Here is a 21,132-nt window from a genome sequence, read left to right as displayed (position 1 = left end):
GACGCCACCATCCCGCCGCGCGCGCCCGACTGGCCGGTTGCTTCCGGACTAGAGCTTCAGCCGCCGCAACCGCAGGGCGTTGCCGATGACGGACACCGAGGAGAGGCTCATCGCCGCGCTCGCGAACAGCGGGCTCAGGAGCAACCCGAAGACGGGGTACAGCACGCCCGCCGCCAGCGGCACTCCCAGCAGGTTGTAGACGAAGGCGAAGAAGAGGTTCTGCCGGATGTTGCGCAGCACGGCCTGGCTCAACCCACGCGCCCGAGCGATGCCTCGCAGGTCGCCCTTCACCAGCGTCACGCCCGCGCTCTCCATCGCGATGTCCGTGCCCGTCCCCATGGCGATGCCCACGTCCGCTCGCGCCAGCGCCGGTGCGTCGTTCACGCCGTCGCCCGCCATCGCCACCACGCGCCCCTGGGCTTGCAACGCCTTCACCGCGTCGCCCTTCGCGTCAGGCTGCACGCCGGCAATCACCTCCGTGATGCCCAGCCTGCGCGCCACCGCGTGCGCCGTCGTCGGGCTGTCTCCGGTGAGCATCACCACGCGCAGGCCTTCGTCCCGCAGCCTCGCCAGGGCCTCCGGCGTGGACGGCTTCAGCGGATCCTCCACCCCCAGGAGCCCCGCCGCGCGGCCATCCATCGACACCAGCACCACCGTCTGGCCCTCCTGGCGCAGCGCCTCCGCGCGCTCCGTCAGCGCCTCCACCTCCACGCCCAGGCTCCGCATCAACGCCGCGTTGCCCAGCGCGACCTCGCGGCCTCCCACGCGGCCCCGGACGCCCTGCCCTGGCACGGACTGGAAGTCCTCCACGCCACCGGGGGACACGCCTCGCTCCCTCGCGCCCGAGACCACGGCGGCGGCCAGCGGGTGTTCGCTGCCTCGCTCCAGGCTCGCGGCCTGGCGCAGCAGCTCGGAGGCGTCCACGCCCGGCGCGGGCTCGACCGTCACGAGCCGCGGCTTGCCCTCCGTGAGCGTGCCCGTCTTGTCCACCACCAGCGTGTCCACCGCCGCCATCCGCTCCAGCGCCGCCGCGTCGCGGATGAGCACGCCCATGCGCGCGCCCTGCCCCGTTCCCACCATCACGGACATGGGCGTGGCCAGGCCCAGCGCGCACGGGCAGGCGATGATGAGCACCGCCACCGCGTTCACCAGCGCGTGCGCGAGCCTCGGCTCCGGACCCCACACGCCCCAGACCACCGCCGTCACCACCGCCACCGCGATGACCGCGGGCACGAAGATGCCGGCCACCCGGTCCGCCAACCGCTGGATGGGCGCTCGCGTGCGCTGCGCCTCGGCCACGCGCTGGACGATGCGCGACAGGAGCGTGTCCTGTCCCACTCGCTCCGCGCGCATCACGAGCGTGCCCGTGCCGTTCAGCGTGCCACCCGTCACCTTCGCGCCCGGGCCCTTCTCCACCGGCACGGGCTCTCCGGTGACGAGCGATTCATCCACCGCGCTCGCGCCCTCCAGCACCTCGCCGTCCACCGGCACCTTCTCACCGGGGCGCACGCGCAGGCGCCATCCGGCGTGCACCTGGGACAGCGGCATGTCCTCTTCGTGGCCGTCGTCCGAGATGCGCCTCGCCGTGGCGGGGGCCAACGACAACAGGGCCCGCAGCGCACCAGACGTCGCGTGGCGGGCGCGCAACTCCAACACCTGCCCCAGCGCCACCAGCGTGAGGATGATGGCCGCGGCCTCGTAGTAAACGGGCACGGTGCCGTCGTGTCCCGTGCGCGCGCCTTCCGGCAACAGGTGTGGGAACAGCGTGACGCCCACGCTGAAGACGTACGCCGCGCCCGCGCCCAGCGCGATGAGCGTGAACATGTTCAGGTGCCGGTTCTTCACCGACGCCCAACCCCGCTGGAAGAACGGCGCCCCCACCCACAGCACCACCGGCGTCGCCAGCGCGAACTGAGCCCACGCGAGCGCCGAGGGCGACAGTCCGTGCCGCACCGGCAGCATGTCCGACATGCCCAGCAGCATCAGCGGCGCGCTCAGCACCAGGCCCACCCAGAACCTTCGCGTCATCGAACGCAGCTCTGGATCCGGCGGCTCCTCCACCGTCACCGTGCGTGGCTCCAGCGCCATGCCGCACTTCGGGCAGGTGCCGGGCCCGTCGCTCACCACCTCCGGGTGCATCGGGCAGGTGTATTCGACGCGCGTCTGGAGGACGGGCGGCGCTTCGGACTCCAACGCCATGCCGCACTTCGGGCACGCCCCTGGCGCGTCCTGCCGCACCTCCGGATCCATGGGGCACACGTACACGGCGCCCGGCGCGGCGGGTGGTGGCGGCGTCCGGGGCTGGAGGAACCGCGTGGGGTCCTCCTGGAAGCGCTGGCGGCACTTCGGGCCGCAGAAGAACCAGGTGTGCCCCTCGTGCTCCCAGCTCCCGCCCTTCGGTGCGCGAGGGTCCACCTCCATGCCGCACACGGGGTCGATGGCGGGCCCCTCCCCGCCCACGGAGGGCGGCGACCGGGGTGAAGGCGGAACAAGGTGATGCGGATGGTGATGCGTCATGGGGAAGCCTCCTTTCCCCGGGCCAACGCGGCACCCGGCGCGCTCTTACACATGCGTAACCCTCCCTCCCGAAGCCCGTGCCGCCCGCGCTCGTCCCACTGGGAGGCAGGGCGCCAGGCGGGCCCGGGGGTTTGTCCGCGCGGGGCCTTTTCCGGTAGGACGCGGCGGGCCCGACGCGAAACGGCCAGGAAGATCCGCTCGCTCCGTGTGGCCAGGGAAGCAAGGTCGGGGCCCGACCAGGGAGGGCATCGAATGCGACGCATGTGGGGGACGTGGGGGGCGCTGCTGGCCCTTCTCACCGGCGGCTGTCCCTGCCCGCCCTGCGCTTCGTGGGCGGCGACGTGACGGTGAGCGCCAACGCCCGGCTGGACTCGCTCATGCTGGGCACGGCGACGGCCTTCCCCCTGTGGGTCGAGCGCAGCCTGTTCGTGGAGGACAATCCGAAGCTGCCCACGTGCCGGGCCACCGCGCTCGCGGCGAGCGTGTTCCAGGGCGAGGCGTGGGGCGTGAACATCGACCGGAACGACGATGCGGCGACCTGCCCCTGAGGCCCCGGAGCCGCAGGCGCCTCAGCGGCGCGGCTTGCAGGAGCAGTCCAGGCAGCCGTGCGCCGCGCACGCGCCGCAACCGCGCTCCAGCGAACGCTTGAGCGCGAGCCGCGCACGGTGCAGCCGCACGCCCGCGTTGTTGGGGGTGATGCCCACCTCGCGCGCCACGTCCGGCACCGCCCGCCCCTCCAGGTCCACCTGGCGCACGAGCCGGGCGTACTCGGGCTTGAGCGTGGGCAGCAGATCCGCGAGGCACGCGCACACCGCGCCCTTCAACTCCGGGTCCTCGGTGGCGGAGTCCGCGTCGCGCGCCTCCACCTCCAGCGCGCGTCCTTCCGCGGCCTGCCGGCGGTGGTGATCCACGAGCGCGTTGCGCAGCAGGCGGTAGAACCACGCCACCGCGCTTTCGCCGTCCTTCAGCGCCCCACCCTTCTCCAGGGTGCGGGCGAAGGCCGTCTGGAAGAGGTCCTCCGCGACGGCCCGGCTGCCCACCCGCCGCTCCACGAAGGCGAGGAAGCGGCGCTGATGGGCCAGGAGCGCCGCCACCACGTCCTCGCGGTCCGGGGGCAGCCCTGCGTCTGGCCCTTCAGCCTCCATGCGACTCCCTGACGACTACGGAGGGCCGTTGCCCTGGCGCACCGAGTTCAGCTCCACCGCGGTGGCGTAGATCTGCGCCCACGCACGGTACTTGAACTTCGACAGCGTGCCCTTCTGGTCGTTCGCGTAGTCGAACATGTCCGAGCGGAACTGCGCGTCCGCGGCCTTGCGGGCCTCCGGCTTCAGCGGCGTGCCCTTGCGGTCGTAGTAACGCAGCAGGTCGTAGCCGTAGTCGTGCGTCTTGGCCGCCTTGTCGAACTCCTTCACCGGGCCAATCTGGCCGGGGACAGAGGCGTAGCCGAGCGGATCCTGCATGCGCTGGCCGTGCGGCGTCTGGATGGCGTAGGGCTTGTAACCCATCACCTGCTCGAAGTCCGCCGGAGGCGGGCGCGCGCCGGTGAGGTACTCGTTCATCAGCTTGCCGTGGTCGCCCGGGGGCGCCTTGCTGATGGCGCCCGTGCGCTGGGCGGCGGTGGTGCCAGGGGAGAAGGAGTCCTTCACCACGTTGCGCGCGGCAGGGGCGGCGGGACGCGCGGTGGGGGAATCCGTTCCGGAGGTCTGCGGCTGGCGGACGGGCGAGTTGCGGATGATCATGGGGGCCTGGGGGAGAAGTCTTCTCGATTTTTCGGAAACCGCCGCCCCAAAGTTGCGGATCCCCAACCAAAGTCGCGCAGAATGCGTGCAACGCACCGCGTGGTGCACTGGGAGACACTGTGAAGAGCTACCCGTATTCCGAAGGAATCAAGGAACTGCGCGCCGGCAACTTCGAGAACGCGCAGCGTCTGGTCGAGCAGGCGAAGAAGCAGGGGGACGCTTCCGTGGAGGAGCTCACCGCCATGGCGTTCGCGATGGACGGTCACAACCAGCGCGGGTTCGCCACGGAGCTGCTGCAGGAGGCGCTGAAGCAGCAGCCCTCGGCGGTGGATCCGGCCTGTGCCCTGGCCATGTATCACCTGGAGAAGCAGGAAGACGCCCAGGCCGCGGCCGTCCTCAAGCCCGCGCTGGACGCCACTCCGGATCACCCCAAGGCGAACCTGTGTATGGCCATGGCCCTGGCGAAGACGGAGGCCGCCAAGGCCCGCGCTCACGCCGCCAAGGCCGCGAAGGACACCGACGCGGACGTCCGCGCGCAGGCGGAGGCGCTGGACAAGGTGCTCTCCGAGCACGAGCCCCGCTAAAGGCCTCAGTCGCCGCGCTTGAAGTCCTCCGTGCGGACGCCATAGCGCTTGAGCAGGCGGTGCAGGCTCTCGCGTTCCATGCCCGCGCGCTCGGCCGCGTGGGTGACGTTGCCGGAGAACTCCTGCATCAGCGCGGTGAGGTAGTCGCGCGACACGGCGTCGCGCACGCGGTCCACCGCCTCTCGGTAGGGCTGTTTCGCCAGTGCCTCCGCTGGCAGCGGCCCCGGGGCCGCGGAGGTACGGGCGGCGGTGAGCTCGGGCGGCAGGTCCTCCGGAGTGATTCGGGGGCCCGCCGCCACCGCTACCGCGCGCGCCACCGCGTTCTGCAGCTGCCGCACGTTGCCGGGCCAGGGCGCGGCGGTGAGTGCCTGGAGTGACGGGGGCGTGAAGCCCTCCAGCTCCGGCCGTTTCGCGCCAGCGAGGAAGTGCATGGCGAGCAGCGGGATGTCCTCGCGGCGCTCGCGCAGGGCGGGCATCCGCACCGTCACGCCGCCCAGCCGGTAGTAGAGGTCCTCGCGAAAGCGCCCCCGAGCCACCTCCTCGGCGAGGTCCCGGTGCGTCGCCGCCACCACGCGCACGTCCACCGTCACCGGCGTGGTCGTGCCCACGCGGCGGATCTCCTTCTCCTGGAGCGCGCGGTTGAGCTTCACCTGCACGGGCAGCGGCAGGTCGCCCACTTCGTCCAGGAAGAGCGTGCCGCCGTGGGCCTCCTCGAAGAGGCCGGCCTTCGCGCCGGTCGCGCCGGTGAAGGCGCCCTTCGCGTGGCCGAAGAGCTCGCTCTCCACCAGCTCCGCCGGCAGCGCGCCGCAGTTCACCGCGACGAAGGGCTTGTCGCGGCGAGGGCTCTCGCGGTGAAGCGCGCGGGCGGCCAGCTCCTTGCCGGTGCCCGTCTCGCCAGTGAGCACCACGGTGAGGTCGCGCGCCGCCACCTGCGCGAGCAGCGCGTGCGTCTTCTGGAGCGCGGTGCTGGTACCGCGCAGGCCGTGGAAGTCCGGCATGCGCGCCACGCGGGCGGCGAGTCCCTGTGCATCCCGCCGTTGGCGCTGGCGCTCCAGGGCACGGGCGACCACCAGGGCCACCTCGTCCGGGTCGAAGGGCTTGGACAGGTAGTCGTATGCGCCGTCCTTGATGGCCTCCACGGCCTTGGGGATGCTCGCGTAGGCGGTGACGAGGACGACCTCCGTGTCCGGCGCGCGCCGCTTCACCTCGCGCAGCACCGTGAAGCCGTCCGCGCCCGGCATCTGGATGTCCGTGACGACCACGTCGAACGTGCGCGCGGAGACCAGGGCCAGCGCCTGCACACCGTCGGGCGCGGTCGTCACCGCGTACGCGTCCCCGAGGATGCGCGCGAACAGCTTGAGCATGTTCTCCTTGTCGTCCACGACGAGGACCGAAGGCTTCGCGCCGCTCATGCCGCCGCCTCCTGTTCACGCGACGGCGCGGGCAGGGACAGCGTGAAGCGCGCACCGCCCAGGGCCCCGGAGTCCACGTCGATGCGGCCGCCGTGCGCCTCCGCGATGGCCTGACTCACCGCGAGCCCCAGCCCCGTACCGGAGGGCTTCGTCGTGAAGAAGGGCTCGAACAGCCGGGCCCGCGCTTCCGGCGTCACCCCGGCCCCCGAGTCCGACACCGCCACGCGCGCGCTCCCGTCCGCGTCCACCGCGATGCGCACCTCCACCCGTCCTCCCTCGCCCGCGGCCTCCGCCGCGTTCTTCACCAGGTTGAGCAGCACCTGCCGCAGCCGGGGCGCCTGCACCCAGGCGGTGCCCTCTCCGTGCACGTCCACCGTCACGGTGCCCAGGCGCGTGGCTTCACGCAGGCGGGAGACGACCTCCTCGCACGCGTCGCGCAGCGCCACCGGCTCACGTGGCCCGCGGCCCGGACGCGCCAGGTCCAGCAGTCCCTCCACGATGTCCTGGCAGCGCACCGCCTCCTCCTCCACCACGCGCAGGTCCTCCGCGAGCGTTCCCTCCGCCCGCCGCTGCAACAGCCGCACGTACCCGAGGATGACGCCCAGCGGGTTGTTGATTTCATGCGCCACGCCCGCCGCCAGCCGGCCAATGCCCGCCAGCTTCTCGTGCTGGACGAGCCGCGCCACCGCGTTGCCGATGTACACGCCCACCCCGGCCGCGAACAGCGTGGCCCCACCCAACAGCAGCAGCGCCCAGCGGAAGCTGTCGCGCTCCACCGCGCCCACGTGCGACTCGAAGGCGTCCATGGACGCGTCCGAGTCCGCCGTCAGCGCGTCCACCCGCGCCTGGATGCGCGACACCCACTCCAGCGCGCGCCCATGCGCCGCCTCCACCGCGCCCGCGTCCTTCGCCATCACCGCGGGCAGGAGCGTGTCCCGGTAGAGCGTGTCCAGCGCGTCGCCCGACGCCTGGATGTCCGCCACCGCCGCGCGCTCGTCCGCGTCGCGCGCGTGCTCCGCCAGCCGCCGCGTCAGCGCCTCCACGCGGGCGCGGGCCTCGGTGTGGAAGCGCCGGTGGCTGTCGTTGCCCAGGATGATGGTGTGCGCCAGGTGCGCGTACTGGTCCCTCACCGCCGTGGCCAGCTCCCGCGCCTCCCGCGCGCGGCCGCCCACCTCGCGCAGCGCACGCGTGCCCTCGTGGATGTCCGCCAGCCGGCCGAGCGCATAGCCCGACGCCGCCGCGAACAGCGCCACCAGCGCGCCGAACGCGAGCAACACCCTGCGGGTCGTGGTGCCGGAGACAGGTCCCATGGGAAGCCCTCTTATACGGCGCGCGCCCCTTTTCGGCCGCGCCTGGCGCATGTCCTCCCCAGGCCATCCAAAGCCGCATTCCCCTTGCACCCCTCCCCTCCGGCCGAGCATGACTCGCACGAGGCGGCGCGGGCCCATCCTTGGGGGACACACCCGTTGCCGGGAGCCACTCATGGCGATGCGCTTCAAGAATCTGGATGGCAGCGGACCGCAGGCCTTCACCCGCGTCTTCAAGTGGGCCGTCACGGACAAGCTCGCGGGCAAGCGCCGCAGCGCGCCCGCGCGCGCGGTCGTGCCGCACGTGGAGCCGGACCTGGCGGTGCTCGCCACCCCACCCGCCCCGGGCGAGGGCGCCCGCCTGACGTGGCTGGGCCACGCGAGCTGGCTGGTGCAGCTGGATGGCGTGTCGCTGCTCATCGACCCGGTGCTGCGCGACGCCATCAACGTCGTCATCCGCCGCAACGTGCCGCCCGGCGTGCCGGTGGAGAAGCTGCCGCGCATCGACGCGAGCCTGGTGAGCCACAACCACTACGACCACCTGGACCTGCCCACGCTCAAGCAGGTGGGCGCCCGCATCGTCACCGGCCTGGGCCACGCGCCGGTGTTCCAGGGCCAGGGCCTGCCCTTCCACGAGCTGGACTGGTGGGAGTCCACGCAGGTGGGGCCCGTGCGCGTGCACTACGTGCCGTCCCAGCACTGGAGCCGCCGCGGCCTCAACGACGCCAACCAGATGCTCTGGGGCGGCTTCGTGGTGGAGGGCTCCAGCGCGCGCGTCTACCACTCCGGTGACACCGCCTACTTCCAGGGCTTCAAGGAGATTGGCGCCAGGTTCCCCAAGCTGGACGCGGCGCTGCTGCCCATTGGCGCCTACGACCCCGCGTGGTTCATGCGGCTGCAGCACATGAACCCGGAAGAGGCGGTGCAGGCCTTCGAGGACCTGGGCGCGATGGCCTTCTTCGCCATGCACTGGGGCACTTTCAAGCTCACGGACGAGCCGTTGGACGAGCCGCCCGCCCGCCTGGACGCGGAGTGGCTGCGCCGGGGCTGGCCGCGCGACCGCGTGCACGTGCTGCCGGTGGGCGGCACACACACCGTGCGGCAAGGTTGAGCGCTGGCGGGGCTTGTGGTCTCAAGCGGGCATGCTCCTGCCCACCCTCGCAGCCCTGGTCCTCACGCAGGCCCCACCCCCACTCACCACCGTCTCCGAGCAGAGCGGATGGAAGCGCACCGGCCGCTACGCGGAAGCAGAGAGCCTCTGCCGCGCCTTCCCCAAGGCGTTCCCTGGCAAGGCCCGCTGCGACACGCTGGGCACCACGCCGGAGGGCCGCCCCATGGTGGCGCTCGTCGTCAGCCAGGACGGCACGCTCACCGCGGACGCCGCGCGCAAGAAGGGGCGGCCCGTCGTCTTCTTCCAGGGCGGCATCCACGCGGGTGAAATCGACGGCAAGGACGCGGGCTTCTGGCTCCTGCGCGACGCGCTCCAGAACCGGGCGTCCACGCCGGACCTGCTCAAGGGCGTCACCGCCGTCTTCGTCCCCGTCTTCAACGTGGACGGCCACGAGCGCTTCAACCCCAACCACCGCCCCAACCAGGTGGGCCCGGAGGAGATGGGCTTCCGCGTCACCGCCCAGAACTTCAACCTCAACCGCGACTACGTGAAGGCGGACGCACCGGAGATGGTGCTGCTCTTGAAGTACCTCAACGCGTGGGACCCGCTCGTCTACGTGGACCTGCACGTCACCGACGGCGCCAAGTTCGAACCCGACGTGTCCGTGGGCCTGGAGCCCCAGAAGTCCGGCCCGCCCGCGCTTCAGGCGCTGGGCACGAAGCTGGTGGACGAGCTCTTCACCGGCCTCACCCCCCAAGGGCACCAGCCGCTGCGCTTCTATCCGTCCTTCCTCGTGGACGACGACCCCACCAGCGGCTTCGCCTACGGTGTCCCCCCGCCGCGCTTCAGCCATGCCTTCTGGTCCGTCCACCACCGCTTCGGCGTGCTCGTGGAGACGCACTCCTGGAAGAACTACGAGCAGCGCGTGAAGGCCACCCGCGACGTGCTGGAGGGCCTCTTGAAGCTCGTGTCCCGCGACGGCGCCGCGCTCCTGGCCGCCGTGAAGGCGGAGGACCAGAAGGCCGTGGCCGGCGAGGTGCGTGAGGTGGTGCTCGGCTGGAAGAACACGTCCAAGCGCGAGGCGATTGCGTTCAAGGGCTACGCCTACGAGCGCCTGCCGTCGGACATCTCCGGCCAGCCGCACATCCGCTACGACGACACGCAGCCCCAGACGTGGAAGGTGCCGTACCTGCCGGACGTGCAGCCCTCCGTCACCGCGAAGCTGCCCGAGGGCGGCTACCTGGTGTCCGCCGCGCACGCCGCGTGGGTCGCGCCGAAGCTGGCCGCGCACGGCATCGCGTTCCAGCGCCTCACCCGCGCGGTGCCCGCGGCGAAGGTGGAGTCGTTCCGCTCGAAGGACTTCCAGTTCCAGGTGCGCTCCAACGAAGGCCACCAGGGCCTCACCGCGAATGGCGAGTGGACGCCGGACACGCAGGACCTGCCCGTGGGGACGCTCTACGTGCCGGTGGCGCAGAAGAACGTGCAGCTGGTGGCGCACCTCTTCGAGCCCGCGGGGCCGGACTCGCTCCTGTCGTGGGGCTTCTTCAACGCCCACTTCGAGCAGAAGGAATACATCGAGGACTACGTGCTGGAGCCCTACGCCCGCGAGCTGCTGGCGAAGGACCCCGCGGTGAAGGCCGCGTTCCAGGAGCGCCTGAAGGACGCGGGCTTCGCCAAGGACCCGCGCGCCCGCCTGCGCTTCTTCGCCGAGCGTCACCCGACCTGGGATGAACGCCTGGGCCTCTATCCCGTGTACCGCGCCGCCAGCGCGCCACCGAGCCTGGTCCCGGCGAAGTAGAGGGGAAAGAAGAAGCCCCCGGCCCGCTTCCCCCGTGAGGGGGCGTCGCGGAGCGGGGGCTTCGGATTCAGCACCGCGCTCCCGGTCCATGCGGCACCGGGAGCGCGTTTTCATTTCCGACTAGCCGATGGGCTTCTCGCAGACGCACGCGCTGACGTTGCACGTGAAGCCCGGAGCGCAGCCGCCGCAGTCCGGCTTGCAGACGCAGGCGCACAGACCGGGGTCCGCGCCGAAGCCGGTGCCGCAGTTGAGCGCGCCCGTGTCGCAGACGCAGCCGCAGGCGTTGTTGTCGAACTTGTAGCCCGCGGCGCAGGTCGCGGACTGCACGCAGCTGCACGTGCAGGAGTTCGTGTTGCACGTCTCGAAGGTGCCGCACGTGCCGCCGCAGTCCTGGGCGCAGGTGAAGTCACACACCGCGCGGTCGGTGTTGCACACCTGGCCGGCGGGGGCCGTGCCACCGCAGTCCGACGGGCACTCGCACTTGTCCGTGGTGCGGTTGCAAGCGAGCTTGCCCTTGCAGAAGTCCGGGTCGTTCGGGTCGTAGTACTGCGTGTCGGACGCGCACGGCGGCGGGTTGCCGTCCGGCTTGACCGTGCGGTCGATCCAGTAGCGGTACGACAGCGCGGCCTGCGTCTTGCCGGACTCCTTCGGACGGCACGCGCCGTAGAAGGACACGGTGCGGTTGATGCCGTCCACGTCGAAGCCGTTGGTGCGGCTGCGCGGCAGGTCCCCGATGCTGGGGCAGATGGCCGGATCCACCACCGCATCCACCGCGACCTTCAGCGACGCGCCAATCGGCGGCTTGAGCGTGCGGTAACCCACCGACGCGATGACGCTGTCCACGATGGCGTTGATGGTGTTGGTGATGGAGGTGTTGTCCCGGATGCTGCCGGACACGCCGCCCGTGGCCTGGATGACGTCCAGGTGGCGCGGGGTCTTGTTGTCCTCACCCGCGTAGCACGGGGAACCGTCCGGCGGGCAGATGATGCCGTGCACCTGGATGGACTGGTTCGTGGGGTTCTTCGTGGTGCCGGACACGGTGCCGGTGTTGAGGAAGTACGCGGAGTAGTTGGCCACCGTGTCCGTGGACTGGTCCTTCACGTCCGTGAGGATGACCACCACCACCTTGGCGCCCGGACGGATCTTCGTCTCCGGGCCGCCCGTGGACGCGGCCATGTCGTTGATGGCCTTGCGCGCGGCCTCCAGCGGACGCTCGCTGCCGTCACCGCCCAGGGCCACCCAGCAGTTGGTGTTGGCCGTACAGGTGGTGTTGGGCAGCGGCGTGTACGTGGGGTTCTGGGTGGTGCCACCCTTCACGGCGCACACGTTGTTGTTGCACACCGCGTTCTGGGTCAGCCACGCCTTGAACTGGTCGATGTTGGTGGTGAAGGGACGGATGATGTTGCGGTTGGCGCTGTTGCCCACCGTGTAGCTGGTGGTCACCATGGACACGCGCCAGTCCAGCGTCGCGTTGCCCAGCTTGTTGGCCACCGCCGTGCCCGCGTTCGCCAGCGACGTCTGCGACGACGCCATGGAGCCGGAGTCGTCCACCACGAAGAGGAAGTCCACCACGGCCGTGTTGCCGGTGAAGACCTCGCACTGCACCGCGTCCGCGTCGCCGAACTGCGCCAGCGCGGAGCCGCCCGCCGTGTCCGCCATGGTGAAGAGGCTGCCCGTGGCCGACTCGTTGTAGCGGGCCGCCGGCGTGATGGCGAGCACCACCACCACGCTCGCGTTGGAGCGGTGCACGTACTGCGCCTGGATCTTGAACGGGCCGTTGATGCCCGCCGAACCGCCGAGCGACTCGGTGCTGTTGGGCACCAGCTGGCGCGCCAGCGAGTTGGTGAACGACTTCAGCTCCGTCGTGCCGGCGAGCCCGTAGCGGGAGACCGCCGCGGGGAAGCCGTCCCAGGTGGTGAACGTCTGCGTGAACTCCACGTCCGCCGGCGCCAGGAGCGGCGTGCCGGTGCGGATGCCCGACTCGTCGGTCGAGGGCGTGGTGGAGCCGCTCAGCGGAGCGCGCTTGTACGCGATGAACGTCACCTGCTTCGTGTCGTCATAGCCCATCACGCCCACGGTCTGGCCGTTGGCCTTCAGGTTGAGGAGGTTGGCGTCCTTGAACGTGTTGGGCAGCGCGAGCCGGAGGTCCGCGCCGCTGTCCTCCTTGAAGGTCACCGTGCGCAGGTTCTGCACGCTGCACGCCTTGCCGGCGGGCGTGGTGGCCGCGCCGTCCGCGGGGTCCAGCGGGTTGAGCTCGCCGGGGTCCACCTTGCCGTTCTGGTTGGAGTCCTCCGCGCCGTCGGGGATGCCGTCGCCGTCCGTGTCCGGCTTGTTGGCGTCCGTCTTCGTCGTGGGGTCCGCGTCGCCCACGTAGCCGCAGTTGTTGCGCGGGGCCGCGGCCGTCGTCACGCCACGCTCCACGCCGTCGAGCAGGCCGTCGCCGTCGGTGTCCGGGTTGGTGGGGTCCGTCTCGCCGGGATCCACCTGGCCGTTGGAGTTGGGGTCCTCACCGAGGAAGCCGTTGCGGCCGGCGCCGTCCTGGAGCCCGTCGCAGTCGGTGTCGGTCAGGCGCGGGTCGGTCTCACCGGAGTCCACGCGGCCGTTCTTGTTCGTGTCCTCAACGCCGTCCGCCACGCCGTCGCCGTCCGTGTCGGCGCTGTTCGGGTTGGTGCCGGTGGCGATTTCAACGGAGTCCGGGATGCCGTCGAAGTCCGCGTCGGGGATGGACGCGGCGCAGTCCGCCTTGCGCGGATCCGTCTCGCCCGGATCCACCTTGCCGTTCTTGTTCACGTCCTCGGCGCCGTCCGAACAGGTGTCGCCGTCCGAGTCGGGCTTGAGCGGATCCGTGCCCGTCTGCTTCTCCAGGCCGTCCGGCAGGCCGTCGCCGTCCGTGTCGCGCAGGCGGGGATCCGTCTCGCCGGGGCTCACCGAGCCGTTCTTGTTCGCGTCCTCCACGCCGTCCGGGATGCCGTCACCGTCGGAGTCCGCCGTGTTGGGGTCCGTCTCCGTGAGGTCGCGCTTGCCGTTGCGGTTGGCGTCCTCCAGGCCGTCCGGCAGCCCGTCCTCGTCCGTGTCCGCCTTCACCGGCGAGGTGCGCGTCGTCGGATCCTGGTCCGCGCGGAAGTTGCAGTTCGGGTCCGTGCTGACGCTGGACGTTCGTCCGACTTCCACGCCGTCACGGATGCCGTCGCCGTCCGTGTCGCGCAGGCCGGGGTTCGTCTTCAAGCCGCCGGCGTAGACCGTGGAGAACTCCTCCTGGTCCGTCAGGCCGTCGCAGTCCGAGTCCTTCGTGGCGTTGTTCGGATCATACGGGTCGACGGGGACTTCGCCGGGGTCGGGGTCGGGGTCGATGATGACGCCGGCGTCCTCGACATAGCCGGCGTCGAAGCCCGCATCGACGACGCCTGCGTCGGAGCCTCCGTCGGTGGGGATGGGATCAGGGCCAGGGCCGGGGTCCGGGTCGGTGCCGCCACACCCCGCCATGAGCGTGGCGGCAAGCAGCGTGCCGGAGAAGAGTCGGATCCAATTGCGCATAACGGGTCAGCACTCCGGGAAGGGGGGTTACGGAGAACACCCGCAGCATAGAGGGATGCGCGCCCGATTCCGATGTAGGTGCGCCCTGGGGCGGAGAGGGAATCACGATTCGTAAACTTGGCGTCCACCACTGTCGCCTGTTTCCGACTGCACTGTCTTTACGGGAGCCAGGAGGGCTCGGTTATCGTCCGCCCCGTGCCTGTGTTCGGTCTTGCGGCGGTATGGGGGGAAGCGGCTTCGCCTGAGAAGGCGGCAGCCGTCGTGGAGGGCCTGGGTGCGCTCTTGCCGTCCGCGCAGTCGATGCAACTCGTGGTGGCGTTTCGCGACGAGGCCGGCGCGCTGGAGGTGAAGGTGGAGGTGCCCGGCTATCCGCGCGCGGCGGTGGAGCGGCTGGGCGAGGAGGTCCGCAAGAGCGGCGGCACGTTCGTGGAGCTGTGGCGGCTGCCCAAGGCGGAGCGGGATGCGCTGCGCTCGCGCACGCTGTCAGGCGGCACGCCCTTCGCCGGCAACGAGCGCACGCAGGCCGCGCAGGAGCTGCGGCAGCACCTGGAGGATCTGGCCGCGCGAGGTCCCCTGCCCGCTTCGTCCGCGCCGAAGACTCCACCGCCATCCGAGGCACCGCCCGCGCCCCAGGCTGCTCCCGCCGAAAGTGGAGGCGCGCCGGAGACCGGAGCGTCCGAGCAACCATCGCCGTCGGATCCGCCCGCGCCATCCCCCGTAGCATCCGGCGATGAGTCCCAGCGCCGCGCCCGGCGTTTCGCGGTGAAGCTGGAGATGGAGTTCCGCACGGAGCTGGACTTCGTGCGCGAGCACGCGCTGAACATCAGCAATGGAGGACTCTTCGTGCGCACGGCGCACCGCCCGCCGCAGGACAGCGTCGTCATCGTGGACGTGAAGCTGCCCAACGGCCAGCGGCTGCAGGGCGAGGCGCTGGTGGTGCACGTGGTGGACGAGCAGTACACCGGGGGCGTGGGGCTTGCCTTCCTGAGCGACGACGCCACCTTCTCCGCGACGCTGGACGGGTATCTGGCGAGCCTGGCCGGGGAGAAGGCGTGACGTTGGAGGAAGACCCGACATCCGAGTGGCCGCGCGACCTGGGCCGCTTCCAGCTGCTGTCGCGGCTGGGACGCGGCGGCAACGCGGAGGTGTTCCGCGCGAAGATGATCCGGGGCCCCTATGCGGGAGAGGAGATGGCCCTCAAGCGCGTGCGACCGGAGCGCCTGCGGGACCCGGAGGCGCGCGAGCAGCTCCTGCACGAGGGGGAGCTGGCGCGGTGCCTGGATCATCCGCACATCGTGGGCTTCCGGGAGTACGGCGAGCTGGCGGACGGGCCCTATCTGGCGATGGAGCTGGTGGAAGGCACGGACCTGGGGCGCGTGCTGGCGCAGTGCCGGCGCCGGCGCATCGAGCTGCCCATCGACATCTCCGTGATGATGGTTCGCCACGTGCTGGAGGCGCTGGCGTACGCGCACAAGGCCACCAACTCCAAGGGCCTGCCGCTGGCGGTGGTGCACTGCGATGTGTCTCCGCACAACGTGCTCCTGTCGCGCGGCGGAGAGGTGAAGCTCGCGGACTTCGGCGTGGCCCGCTCGCGCGCGGGGCTGGAGGTGGATCTGCGGCGGGTGGGCAAGCAGAACTACCGCTCGCCGGAGCTCCTGGCGGGCGAGGTTTCCGTCGCGGTGGACCTGTGGGCGGCGGCGGTGTTGCTGTACGAGCTGCTGTCCCTGGAGTCGCCCTACGAGGAAGGGACTGCCGAGGAGGTGGAGGCCTCCATCCGGGGCCTGCGGTTGACGCCCGTGCGCATGGTGGCGCCAGAGGTGTCGGATCCGCTGGCGCTGGTGTTGGACCGGGCGCTCGCGCCGCACCCGTCGCAGCGCTTCTCCTCCGCGGAGCAGTTCGCGCGGGCGCTGGCGGCGCTGAGCGACGACCGCGTGGCGACGCCGCTGGCCGTGGCCGCGGTGGTGCGCGGCCTGATGGGCGCGGAGCCGGTGACGGGCTGAGCCGTCACGCCACCTGCTGATCCGAGGGCGCGATGATCCCCGCGTCGCCTTCGACGACGAGCTTGCTGCGGCCGCCGCCCTGCTTCACCACTCGCACCTGCACGCCGATGCGCTCGGCGAGCCCGCTCACGTGGGAGATGATGCCCACCTGGCGGCCGGTGGCCTGGAGCGCGTCGAGCGTGGCGAGCGCGACCTCCAGCGTCTCCGGATCCAGGGTGCCGAAGCCCTCGTCGATGAAGAGGGTCTCCACCTGCGTCGTCTCCGACGACAGCGAGGCCAGGCCCAGCGCGAGCGCGAGCGACACGAGGAAGCTCTCGCCGCCGGAGAGGCTGGCCACGCTGCGGACCTCGTCGCCCATGTCGCCGTCCACCACCTGGAGGTCCAGGTCGTGGCCGGGCACGCGCTCCAGGCGGTAGCGGCGGGCCAGCTCGCGCAGGTGTGCGTTGGCGTGCAGCAGCAGCGCGTCCAGGGTGAGGCTCTGGGCGAAGACCTTGAACTTCTTTCCGTCGTGCGAGCCGATGAGGTCGCCCAGCGTCTTCCACACCTCCGCGTCAGCGCGGCGCAGCTCCAGGGCCCGGGCCTCCGCGCCATGGCGTGCGCGGGAGGTGTCGTCGTGGTCCAGCTTCGCGCGCAGCAGGGCCACGGCGCGGTGGCGCACCTCGACATCGGTGCGCAGGCGTTCGCAGAGCTCCGCGACGTCTGCTTCCGCGAGCGTGGGAAGCCCGGAGGCCTCATGGCGGACGCGGCGCTCACGGCGCTCCACGAGGACGGCGCGGGCCTGGGCCACGGACTCGCGCAGGGCGTTGAGCGCGCGGGCCTCCGAGTCGCACCAGGCGGCACCGCGCGACAGCAGGGCCTTGAGTTGCTCCAGGGTGGAGCCATGACCGGCGAGGCGTTCCGCGAGGACGGCCTGGGCGGTGTCGAGCGTGCGGGCGGCCTCGGTGCGCAGGCGCACGGCGTCCTCGGCGCGGGCGGTGGCCACCTTCTCCGCCTGTTGGAGGGCTTCGGAGTCCTCGCGGGCGCGCTCGTAGGTGGACTGGGCGGCGTCGATGCGCGCCTGGACCTCCGCGCGCACCTCCTGCGTGGGGCGGCCCTGGAGCAGCCGGGCGCGGGCCCTGGATGCATCCTGGAAGGCCGCGTCCTTGAGGCTCGCGCGGTGGGCGGCGGTCTCCGCGTCCTCGTGCCGGGACTGGAGGCGGACTTCTTCACGGGCACGCAGGCCCTGCTGTTCCTCCAGGCGCTTGCGAGAGGCCTCCAGCTCCGCGAGCTTCTCGCGCCACTTCGTCACGCGCGCCAGGCACTGGCCCTGGAAGCGCACGGGGTCCTCCGCGAGCTTGTCCTTCCAGGGGGCAGCCTCGCTGGCGAATGGAGGGGACACTTCGGTGAGGGCGCGCTCGCGGGCATCGCGGGCGGTGTCCCGGCGCAGGAGCGCATCGCGGTGGGACTGGGACGCGCGGGACCAGGAGTCCTCGGCCTTGCGCAGGGCATCGGCCGCGCCTTCGCGCCGGGTGCGCCGGGTCTCCAGCTGGGCCCGGGCCTCGCGAGCAGCGCTGGCGCGGGCTTCCGCGGAAGCCTCTTCGTCACGAAGGGTCGCGAGCCGCGCGCGCGCGTCTTCCTGCGCCGAGCGGATCCACGCCTGAGTGGTGGTGGCCTCCGCGTCGTCGGGCGGCGACGCAGCGGCACTGACACCCTGTTCGGCGTGCTCCACGCGGGACCACCGTTCGCACGCCGCGCGCCAGGCTTCACGATGCGCCGTGCGCTTGCGGGCTGCCGTGTCGCGCCGTGATTCGGCCTGGGTCGCGGCGGTGTCCGCGGTCGCCTGCCGCACGCTCGCCGCGCTCTCCTGCTTCGCCGCGGCATCTCGCGCGGTTTCCAACTCCAGCACCCGGGCCGCGGCCTCCGCGACCAGCCCCTCCAGCGCGGAAGCCTCCCGGGCATACGGATGTTCGAGCGCGCCGCACAGCGGACACGGCTCACCTTCGTGCAGCGCGGCCCGGTGCGAAGCCAACCCCTGCGTCGCCTCCGCGCGCGACTGCGCACGACGAGCCTCGTGGAGCATCGCATCCTGCGTCGCCCGCCGCGCCGCCGCGTCCTTCGCCTCCTCCGCCGCGCGCAGGGAAACCTCGCGGTGCGCCTTCACCTCCGCCGCCGCGTCACCTTCCGCCGTGCCCTCCGCCCGAGCGCCTTCACCCGCGAGCGTCAGCGCCCCCAGAACATCCTGTCGCGCCAGCAGCGCATCCCGGAGCGCCCGCCGAGCCGAGCCGCCATCCTCGCCCAGCGCGGCTTCCGCATGCGTCGCCAGGGCCTGCGCCTGCGCTTCCAATTCGACCGCGCCCTGGTGCTCCTCGCGGCACGACTGGGCCTCGTTGCCCAGACGGTCCGCGTCCTTCCCCAACCGGTCCGCGTCCGCGCCCGCCGACTGTTCGTCCTTCAGCGCCCCCGCGAAGCGCTCCAGCTCGCGCTGCCAGCGGGGCCACTCCGAGGCCAGGGACTCCCAGCTCGCATGCGACACGCGCCACGCTTCGGCCGCGTCCACCAGCACCTGGGCCTTCGCTTCCGCCGTCTGCACCAACTCCAGCGCATCTCGGGCTGACGCTTCCGCGGTCTTCGCCTGCTTCGCCAGCTCCGCGGCCTCACGGGCCTCGCGCTCCGCCTCCGCGCGGCGCGTGTCCAGCGTCGCGGCCTCCTCCAGCGCCGGACGCACCGACGCCTCCGCATCCAGCGCCGCGGCCCGCGCGGCCTCCGCCTGCATCCGCACCTGCCGCTGCGCCGCAGCCGCCGCGAGCGCCGCTTCCGCCTGCGAGGCCCTCTCCAGTTGCTCGGCCTCCGCCCTCACGCAGCCCTGCTCCGCGGCCTCCACCGCCGACACCACCGCGCGGAAGCCCTCCGCCGCGCGCACCGACTCCAGCAGCGCCTCGCGAGGCGCCGCCGCCTCCCGCTCCGAGTCCGCCCGGGCTACCGCGCTTTCGGCCTGATGCTCCTGCTCCACGAACTCCGCGCGCTGCGCGTACCAGGACCGGGCCGCCTCCGCCTCGCGCGACCGGGTCTCCTCGCGGACCCGCGCCGCCTCCTCCTCGCCCAACTGGACGCGCACGCCCTCTCGGTCCGCGTCCGACATCAGCGCGATGGCCGCGAGCCCCAGCGACAGCCGCTTCAGCTCCTCCTGCTCCTTCGCGTTCTTCTCGTGCGCGGCGATGGACACGCGGCTGTACACCTCCGTGCCCGTCATCCGCTCCAGCAGCTCCGCGCGCTCGTTCGCGTCCGCGCGCAGGAACGCCGCGAACTCCCCCTGCGCCAGCAGCGCCGAGCGCCGGAACTGATCGAACGACAGCCCCAGCCGCTCTTGGATCGCGTGGAGCACCTCGCCCTTGGTGCGGCCGAACAGCTGCCCCGAGACCACGTCCGTCAGGCTCAGCTCCTGCGGCCGGAATCTCCCTTCCGCGCGCTCACGCGCACGCCATACGTTCCACCGCGCCCGGTAGCGCCGCCCGTCCTTGCCCAGGAAGTCCACCTCCGCGTGGCCCTTGCCCGCCCCGCGCCGCAGCATGCCGCGCACGTCGTACGCCGACAGTCGCGCCTCTTCCTCCTCGTCCGCCCGGCCCACCAGCACCTTGCTGGGCCCGCCCAGCCGGGGCGTGCGGTCGAACAGCGCCAGGCACAGCGCATCCAGCAGCGTGCTCTTGCCCGCCCCCGTCGCGCCGGAGATGGCGAACAGCCCCAGCCGGTCCAGCGGCGCCCGGTCCAGCTCCAGCGCGAAGTCCCCCGCGAAGCTCGTGAGGTTGCTGCCGCGAATCGCCAGGATCTTCACGACGCGTCCTCCTGCACCTGCGTGAGCAGCGCATGGAACGACTCCAGCAACCCCGGCGAGGGCGCCTCCTTGAAGTCCCGCGCATACCGGGCGAGGAACACGTCCTCAGGAGTGCGCTCACGCAGCGACAACCCCGGCCGCACGTCCGCAAGCGCCCCGCCCGTGCCCGTATAGAACGGCGTCAGCTTCACCAGCCGCGCCGCCCGGCCCTCCAGCGCCTTCTCCACCTTGTGGCGCAGCGCCGGCTCCGGCCGGGGCAGCGACACGCAGACCTCCAGGTACGGCCGCATCGACTCCGGAGCCTCCGCCTCGCACGCGGGCAGCGCCGCCAGCAACTCCAGCACCTCCGACAGCGGCGCCGCGTCCCGCGCGGGCACCCGCATCATGTCCGTGGTGCGAGGCACCGTCAGCGGACGCACCTGCGTCAGCGCCCCGTCCTCCACGTCCAGCACCAGCACCTGATGCCGGTAGTGCGCCTCCGACAGCGACAGCGGCAGCGGAGACCCGCTGTAGCGCACGCCCTCGCGGCCGCCCACGCGCTGCGCCTTGTGCAGGTGCCCCAGCGCCGCGTACGCGACGTCCTCCGGGAACAGCTCCACCGGCAGCGCATGCTGGTTGCCGCCCAGGATCTTCCGCTCGCTCAGCTCCGACAGCTCCGAGCCCGTCATGTAACAGTGGCCCATGGCCACCAGCGCCTGCCCGGACCTGCGCCGCCTGCGCGCCGCCTCCAGCACCTCCGTGTAAACAGAGCGCACGCCCTCCACCAGCCGGTCCCCTTCGCTGTCCGGCACGGACGGCAGGTCCGAGGGCCGCAGGTACGGGACCGCCGCCACCCACGCGCCCACCTTCCCGCGCGCGTCGTGCACCGGCACCACCAGCCGCTCCATCTCCAGTCCGCCCCGGTGGCGCGGCAGGCCGCCCACCACGCGCACGCCCAGGGCGTGGAAGAGCGGATCCGGCGCGTCCAGGCGCGCGGCGGAGTCGTGATTGCCGCCCACCACCACCACGTCCAGCTTCGGCAGCGTGCGCCGGGCACGCGCGATGAAGTGGTACCAGGCCGCCTGCGCCTCCGCGCTGGGGTTGGCCGTGTCGAAGATGTCCCCGGCCACCAGGAGCGCGTCCACCTCCTGGGACTCCAGCGTGTCCAACAGCCACGTCAGGAACGCGGCGTGCTCCGCTTCGCGTGAGACGTCATACAGCGTGTGGCCCAGGTGCCAATCCGACGTGTGCAGCAGGCGCATCCGGCGTTCACCCTCCCTCGTGGCCCGGTGGCGGGTGCGAGCCGGGCAGCCTCCCCCGGTCCCATCCCCGACTCCAAGCGG

At 72.0% G+C, this 21,132-nt stretch carries 14 protein-coding genes; 6 read left to right on the top strand and 8 right to left on the bottom strand.

From position 1 onward, the window contains the following. Positions 1-48 precede the first annotated feature (48 nt). Positions 49-2,517 (bottom strand): heavy metal translocating P-type ATPase, encoded by a 2,469-nt coding sequence (locus tag D7Y15_RS04075; RefSeq protein ID WP_121751755.1) that lies wholly within the window; start codon positions 2,515-2,517, stop codon positions 49-51. Between the two features lie 272 nt (positions 2,518-2,789). Between D7Y15_RS04075 and D7Y15_RS04070 the strand changes: the two genes are divergently transcribed. After that, positions 2,790-3,065 (top strand): hypothetical protein, encoded by a 276-nt coding sequence (locus tag D7Y15_RS04070; protein ID WP_147475988.1) that lies wholly within the window; start codon positions 2,790-2,792, stop codon positions 3,063-3,065. Positions 3,066-3,086: 21 nt separating this feature from the next. On the opposite strand, the gene D7Y15_RS04065 is transcribed toward D7Y15_RS04070, so the two are convergent. Together D7Y15_RS04065 and D7Y15_RS04060 are read right to left on the bottom strand one after the other, a co-directional pair. Further along, the gene (locus D7Y15_RS04065; protein ID WP_121751753.1) at positions 3,087-3,662 is read right to left on the bottom strand and encodes an RNA polymerase sigma factor; all 576 of its coding nucleotides are present in this window, start codon (positions 3,660-3,662) and stop codon (positions 3,087-3,089) included. A 15-nt stretch (positions 3,663-3,677) separates the two neighbouring features. Further along, positions 3,678-4,256: a hypothetical protein gene (locus tag D7Y15_RS04060; protein WP_120574378.1), complete on the bottom strand. Its 579-nt coding sequence runs from the start codon at positions 4,254-4,256 to the stop codon at positions 3,678-3,680. A gap of 119 nt (positions 4,257-4,375) precedes the next feature. Between D7Y15_RS04060 and D7Y15_RS04055 the strand changes: the two genes are divergently transcribed. Continuing rightward, entirely contained in the window at positions 4,376-4,840 is a 465-nt protein-coding gene (locus D7Y15_RS04055; protein ID WP_120593393.1) for a hypothetical protein, read from the top strand. Positions 4,841-4,845: 5 nt separating this feature from the next. On the opposite strand, the gene D7Y15_RS04050 is transcribed toward D7Y15_RS04055, so the two are convergent. Further along, entirely contained in the window at positions 4,846-6,252 is a 1,407-nt protein-coding gene (locus D7Y15_RS04050) for a sigma-54 dependent transcriptional regulator (protein WP_121751752.1), read from the bottom strand. Next, the gene (locus tag D7Y15_RS04045) at positions 6,249-7,562 is read right to left on the bottom strand and encodes a sensor histidine kinase (RefSeq protein ID WP_121751751.1); all 1,314 of its coding nucleotides are present in this window, start codon (positions 7,560-7,562) and stop codon (positions 6,249-6,251) included. The genes D7Y15_RS04050 and D7Y15_RS04045 overlap by 4 nt, the downstream gene beginning before the upstream one ends. A gap of 172 nt (positions 7,563-7,734) precedes the next feature. On the opposite strand from D7Y15_RS04045, the gene D7Y15_RS04040 reads away from it, so the two are divergent. Both D7Y15_RS04040 and D7Y15_RS04035 read left to right on the top strand, forming a co-directional pair. Beyond that, positions 7,735-8,670: an MBL fold metallo-hydrolase gene (locus D7Y15_RS04040; RefSeq protein WP_120574374.1), complete on the top strand. Its 936-nt coding sequence runs from the start codon at positions 7,735-7,737 to the stop codon at positions 8,668-8,670. A 31-nt stretch (positions 8,671-8,701) separates the two neighbouring features. Then, positions 8,702-10,468: a M14 family zinc carboxypeptidase gene (locus D7Y15_RS04035; protein ID WP_120574373.1), complete on the top strand. Its 1,767-nt coding sequence runs from the start codon at positions 8,702-8,704 to the stop codon at positions 10,466-10,468. 120 nt (positions 10,469-10,588) lie between these two features. On the opposite strand, the gene cglD is transcribed toward D7Y15_RS04035, so the two are convergent. Further along, a complete protein-coding gene (gene cglD, locus D7Y15_RS04030; RefSeq protein WP_120574372.1) occupies positions 10,589-14,002 on the bottom strand; it encodes an adventurous gliding motility lipoprotein CglD in 3,414 nt (1,137 codons plus the stop codon). Positions 14,003-14,263: 261 nt separating this feature from the next. Between cglD and D7Y15_RS04025 the strand changes: the two genes are divergently transcribed. Together D7Y15_RS04025 and D7Y15_RS04020 are read left to right on the top strand one after the other, a co-directional pair. Beyond that, positions 14,264-15,058 carry a TIGR02266 family protein gene (locus D7Y15_RS04025; RefSeq protein WP_233604819.1) on the top strand — a complete coding sequence of 265 codons (795 nt, stop codon included), beginning with the start codon at positions 14,264-14,266 and terminating at the stop codon, positions 15,056-15,058. Beyond that, complete coding sequence (locus D7Y15_RS04020; protein WP_169819677.1) at positions 15,055-16,002, top strand: serine/threonine-protein kinase; 948 nt, start codon at positions 15,055-15,057, stop codon at positions 16,000-16,002. Before D7Y15_RS04025 ends, D7Y15_RS04020 begins: the two co-directional genes overlap by 4 nt. Positions 16,003-16,006: 4 nt before the next feature. On the opposite strand, the gene D7Y15_RS04015 is transcribed toward D7Y15_RS04020, so the two are convergent. Next, on the bottom strand, positions 16,007-19,810 hold the full coding sequence (locus D7Y15_RS04015) for an AAA family ATPase (RefSeq protein ID WP_121751749.1): 3,804 nt from the start codon (positions 19,808-19,810) through the stop codon (positions 16,007-16,009). Next, positions 19,807-21,051 (bottom strand): exonuclease SbcCD subunit D, encoded by a 1,245-nt coding sequence (locus D7Y15_RS04010; RefSeq protein ID WP_120574369.1) that lies wholly within the window; start codon positions 21,049-21,051, stop codon positions 19,807-19,809. The genes D7Y15_RS04015 and D7Y15_RS04010 overlap by 4 nt, the downstream gene beginning before the upstream one ends. Between the last annotated feature and the right edge of the window lie 81 nt (positions 21,052-21,132).

The sequence above is a fragment of the Corallococcus sp. AB030 genome, from assembly GCF_003668965.1.
Taxonomy (GTDB): domain Bacteria; phylum Myxococcota; class Myxococcia; order Myxococcales; family Myxococcaceae; genus Corallococcus; species Corallococcus exiguus.
The sequence above is the reverse complement of the archived record's forward strand: the minus strand, read 5'-3'. Positions and strand labels throughout refer to the sequence as shown.

Coding starts and splice junctions, on each gene's coding strand:
- D7Y15_RS04075 (WP_121751755.1), bottom strand. CDS start 2,517: ATGACGCATCACCATCCGCATCACCTTGTTCCGCCTTCACCCCGGTCG.
- D7Y15_RS04065 (WP_121751753.1), bottom strand. CDS start 3,662: ATGGAGGCTGAAGGGCCAGACGCAGGGCTGCCCCCGGACCGCGAGGAC.
- D7Y15_RS04060 (WP_120574378.1), bottom strand. CDS start 4,256: ATGATCATCCGCAACTCGCCCGTCCGCCAGCCGCAGACCTCCGGAACG.
- D7Y15_RS04050 (WP_121751752.1), bottom strand. CDS start 6,252: ATGAGCGGCGCGAAGCCTTCGGTCCTCGTCGTGGACGACAAGGAGAAC.
- D7Y15_RS04045 (WP_121751751.1), bottom strand. CDS start 7,562: ATGGGACCTGTCTCCGGCACCACGACCCGCAGGGTGTTGCTCGCGTTC.
- D7Y15_RS04040 (WP_120574374.1), top strand. CDS start 7,735: ATGGCGATGCGCTTCAAGAATCTGGATGGCAGCGGACCGCAGGCCTTC.
- D7Y15_RS04035 (WP_120574373.1), top strand. CDS start 8,702: ATGCTCCTGCCCACCCTCGCAGCCCTGGTCCTCACGCAGGCCCCACCC.
- cglD (WP_120574372.1), bottom strand. CDS start 14,002: ATGCGCAATTGGATCCGACTCTTCTCCGGCACGCTGCTTGCCGCCACG.
- D7Y15_RS04010 (WP_120574369.1), bottom strand. CDS start 21,051: ATGCGCCTGCTGCACACGTCGGATTGGCACCTGGGCCACACGCTGTAT.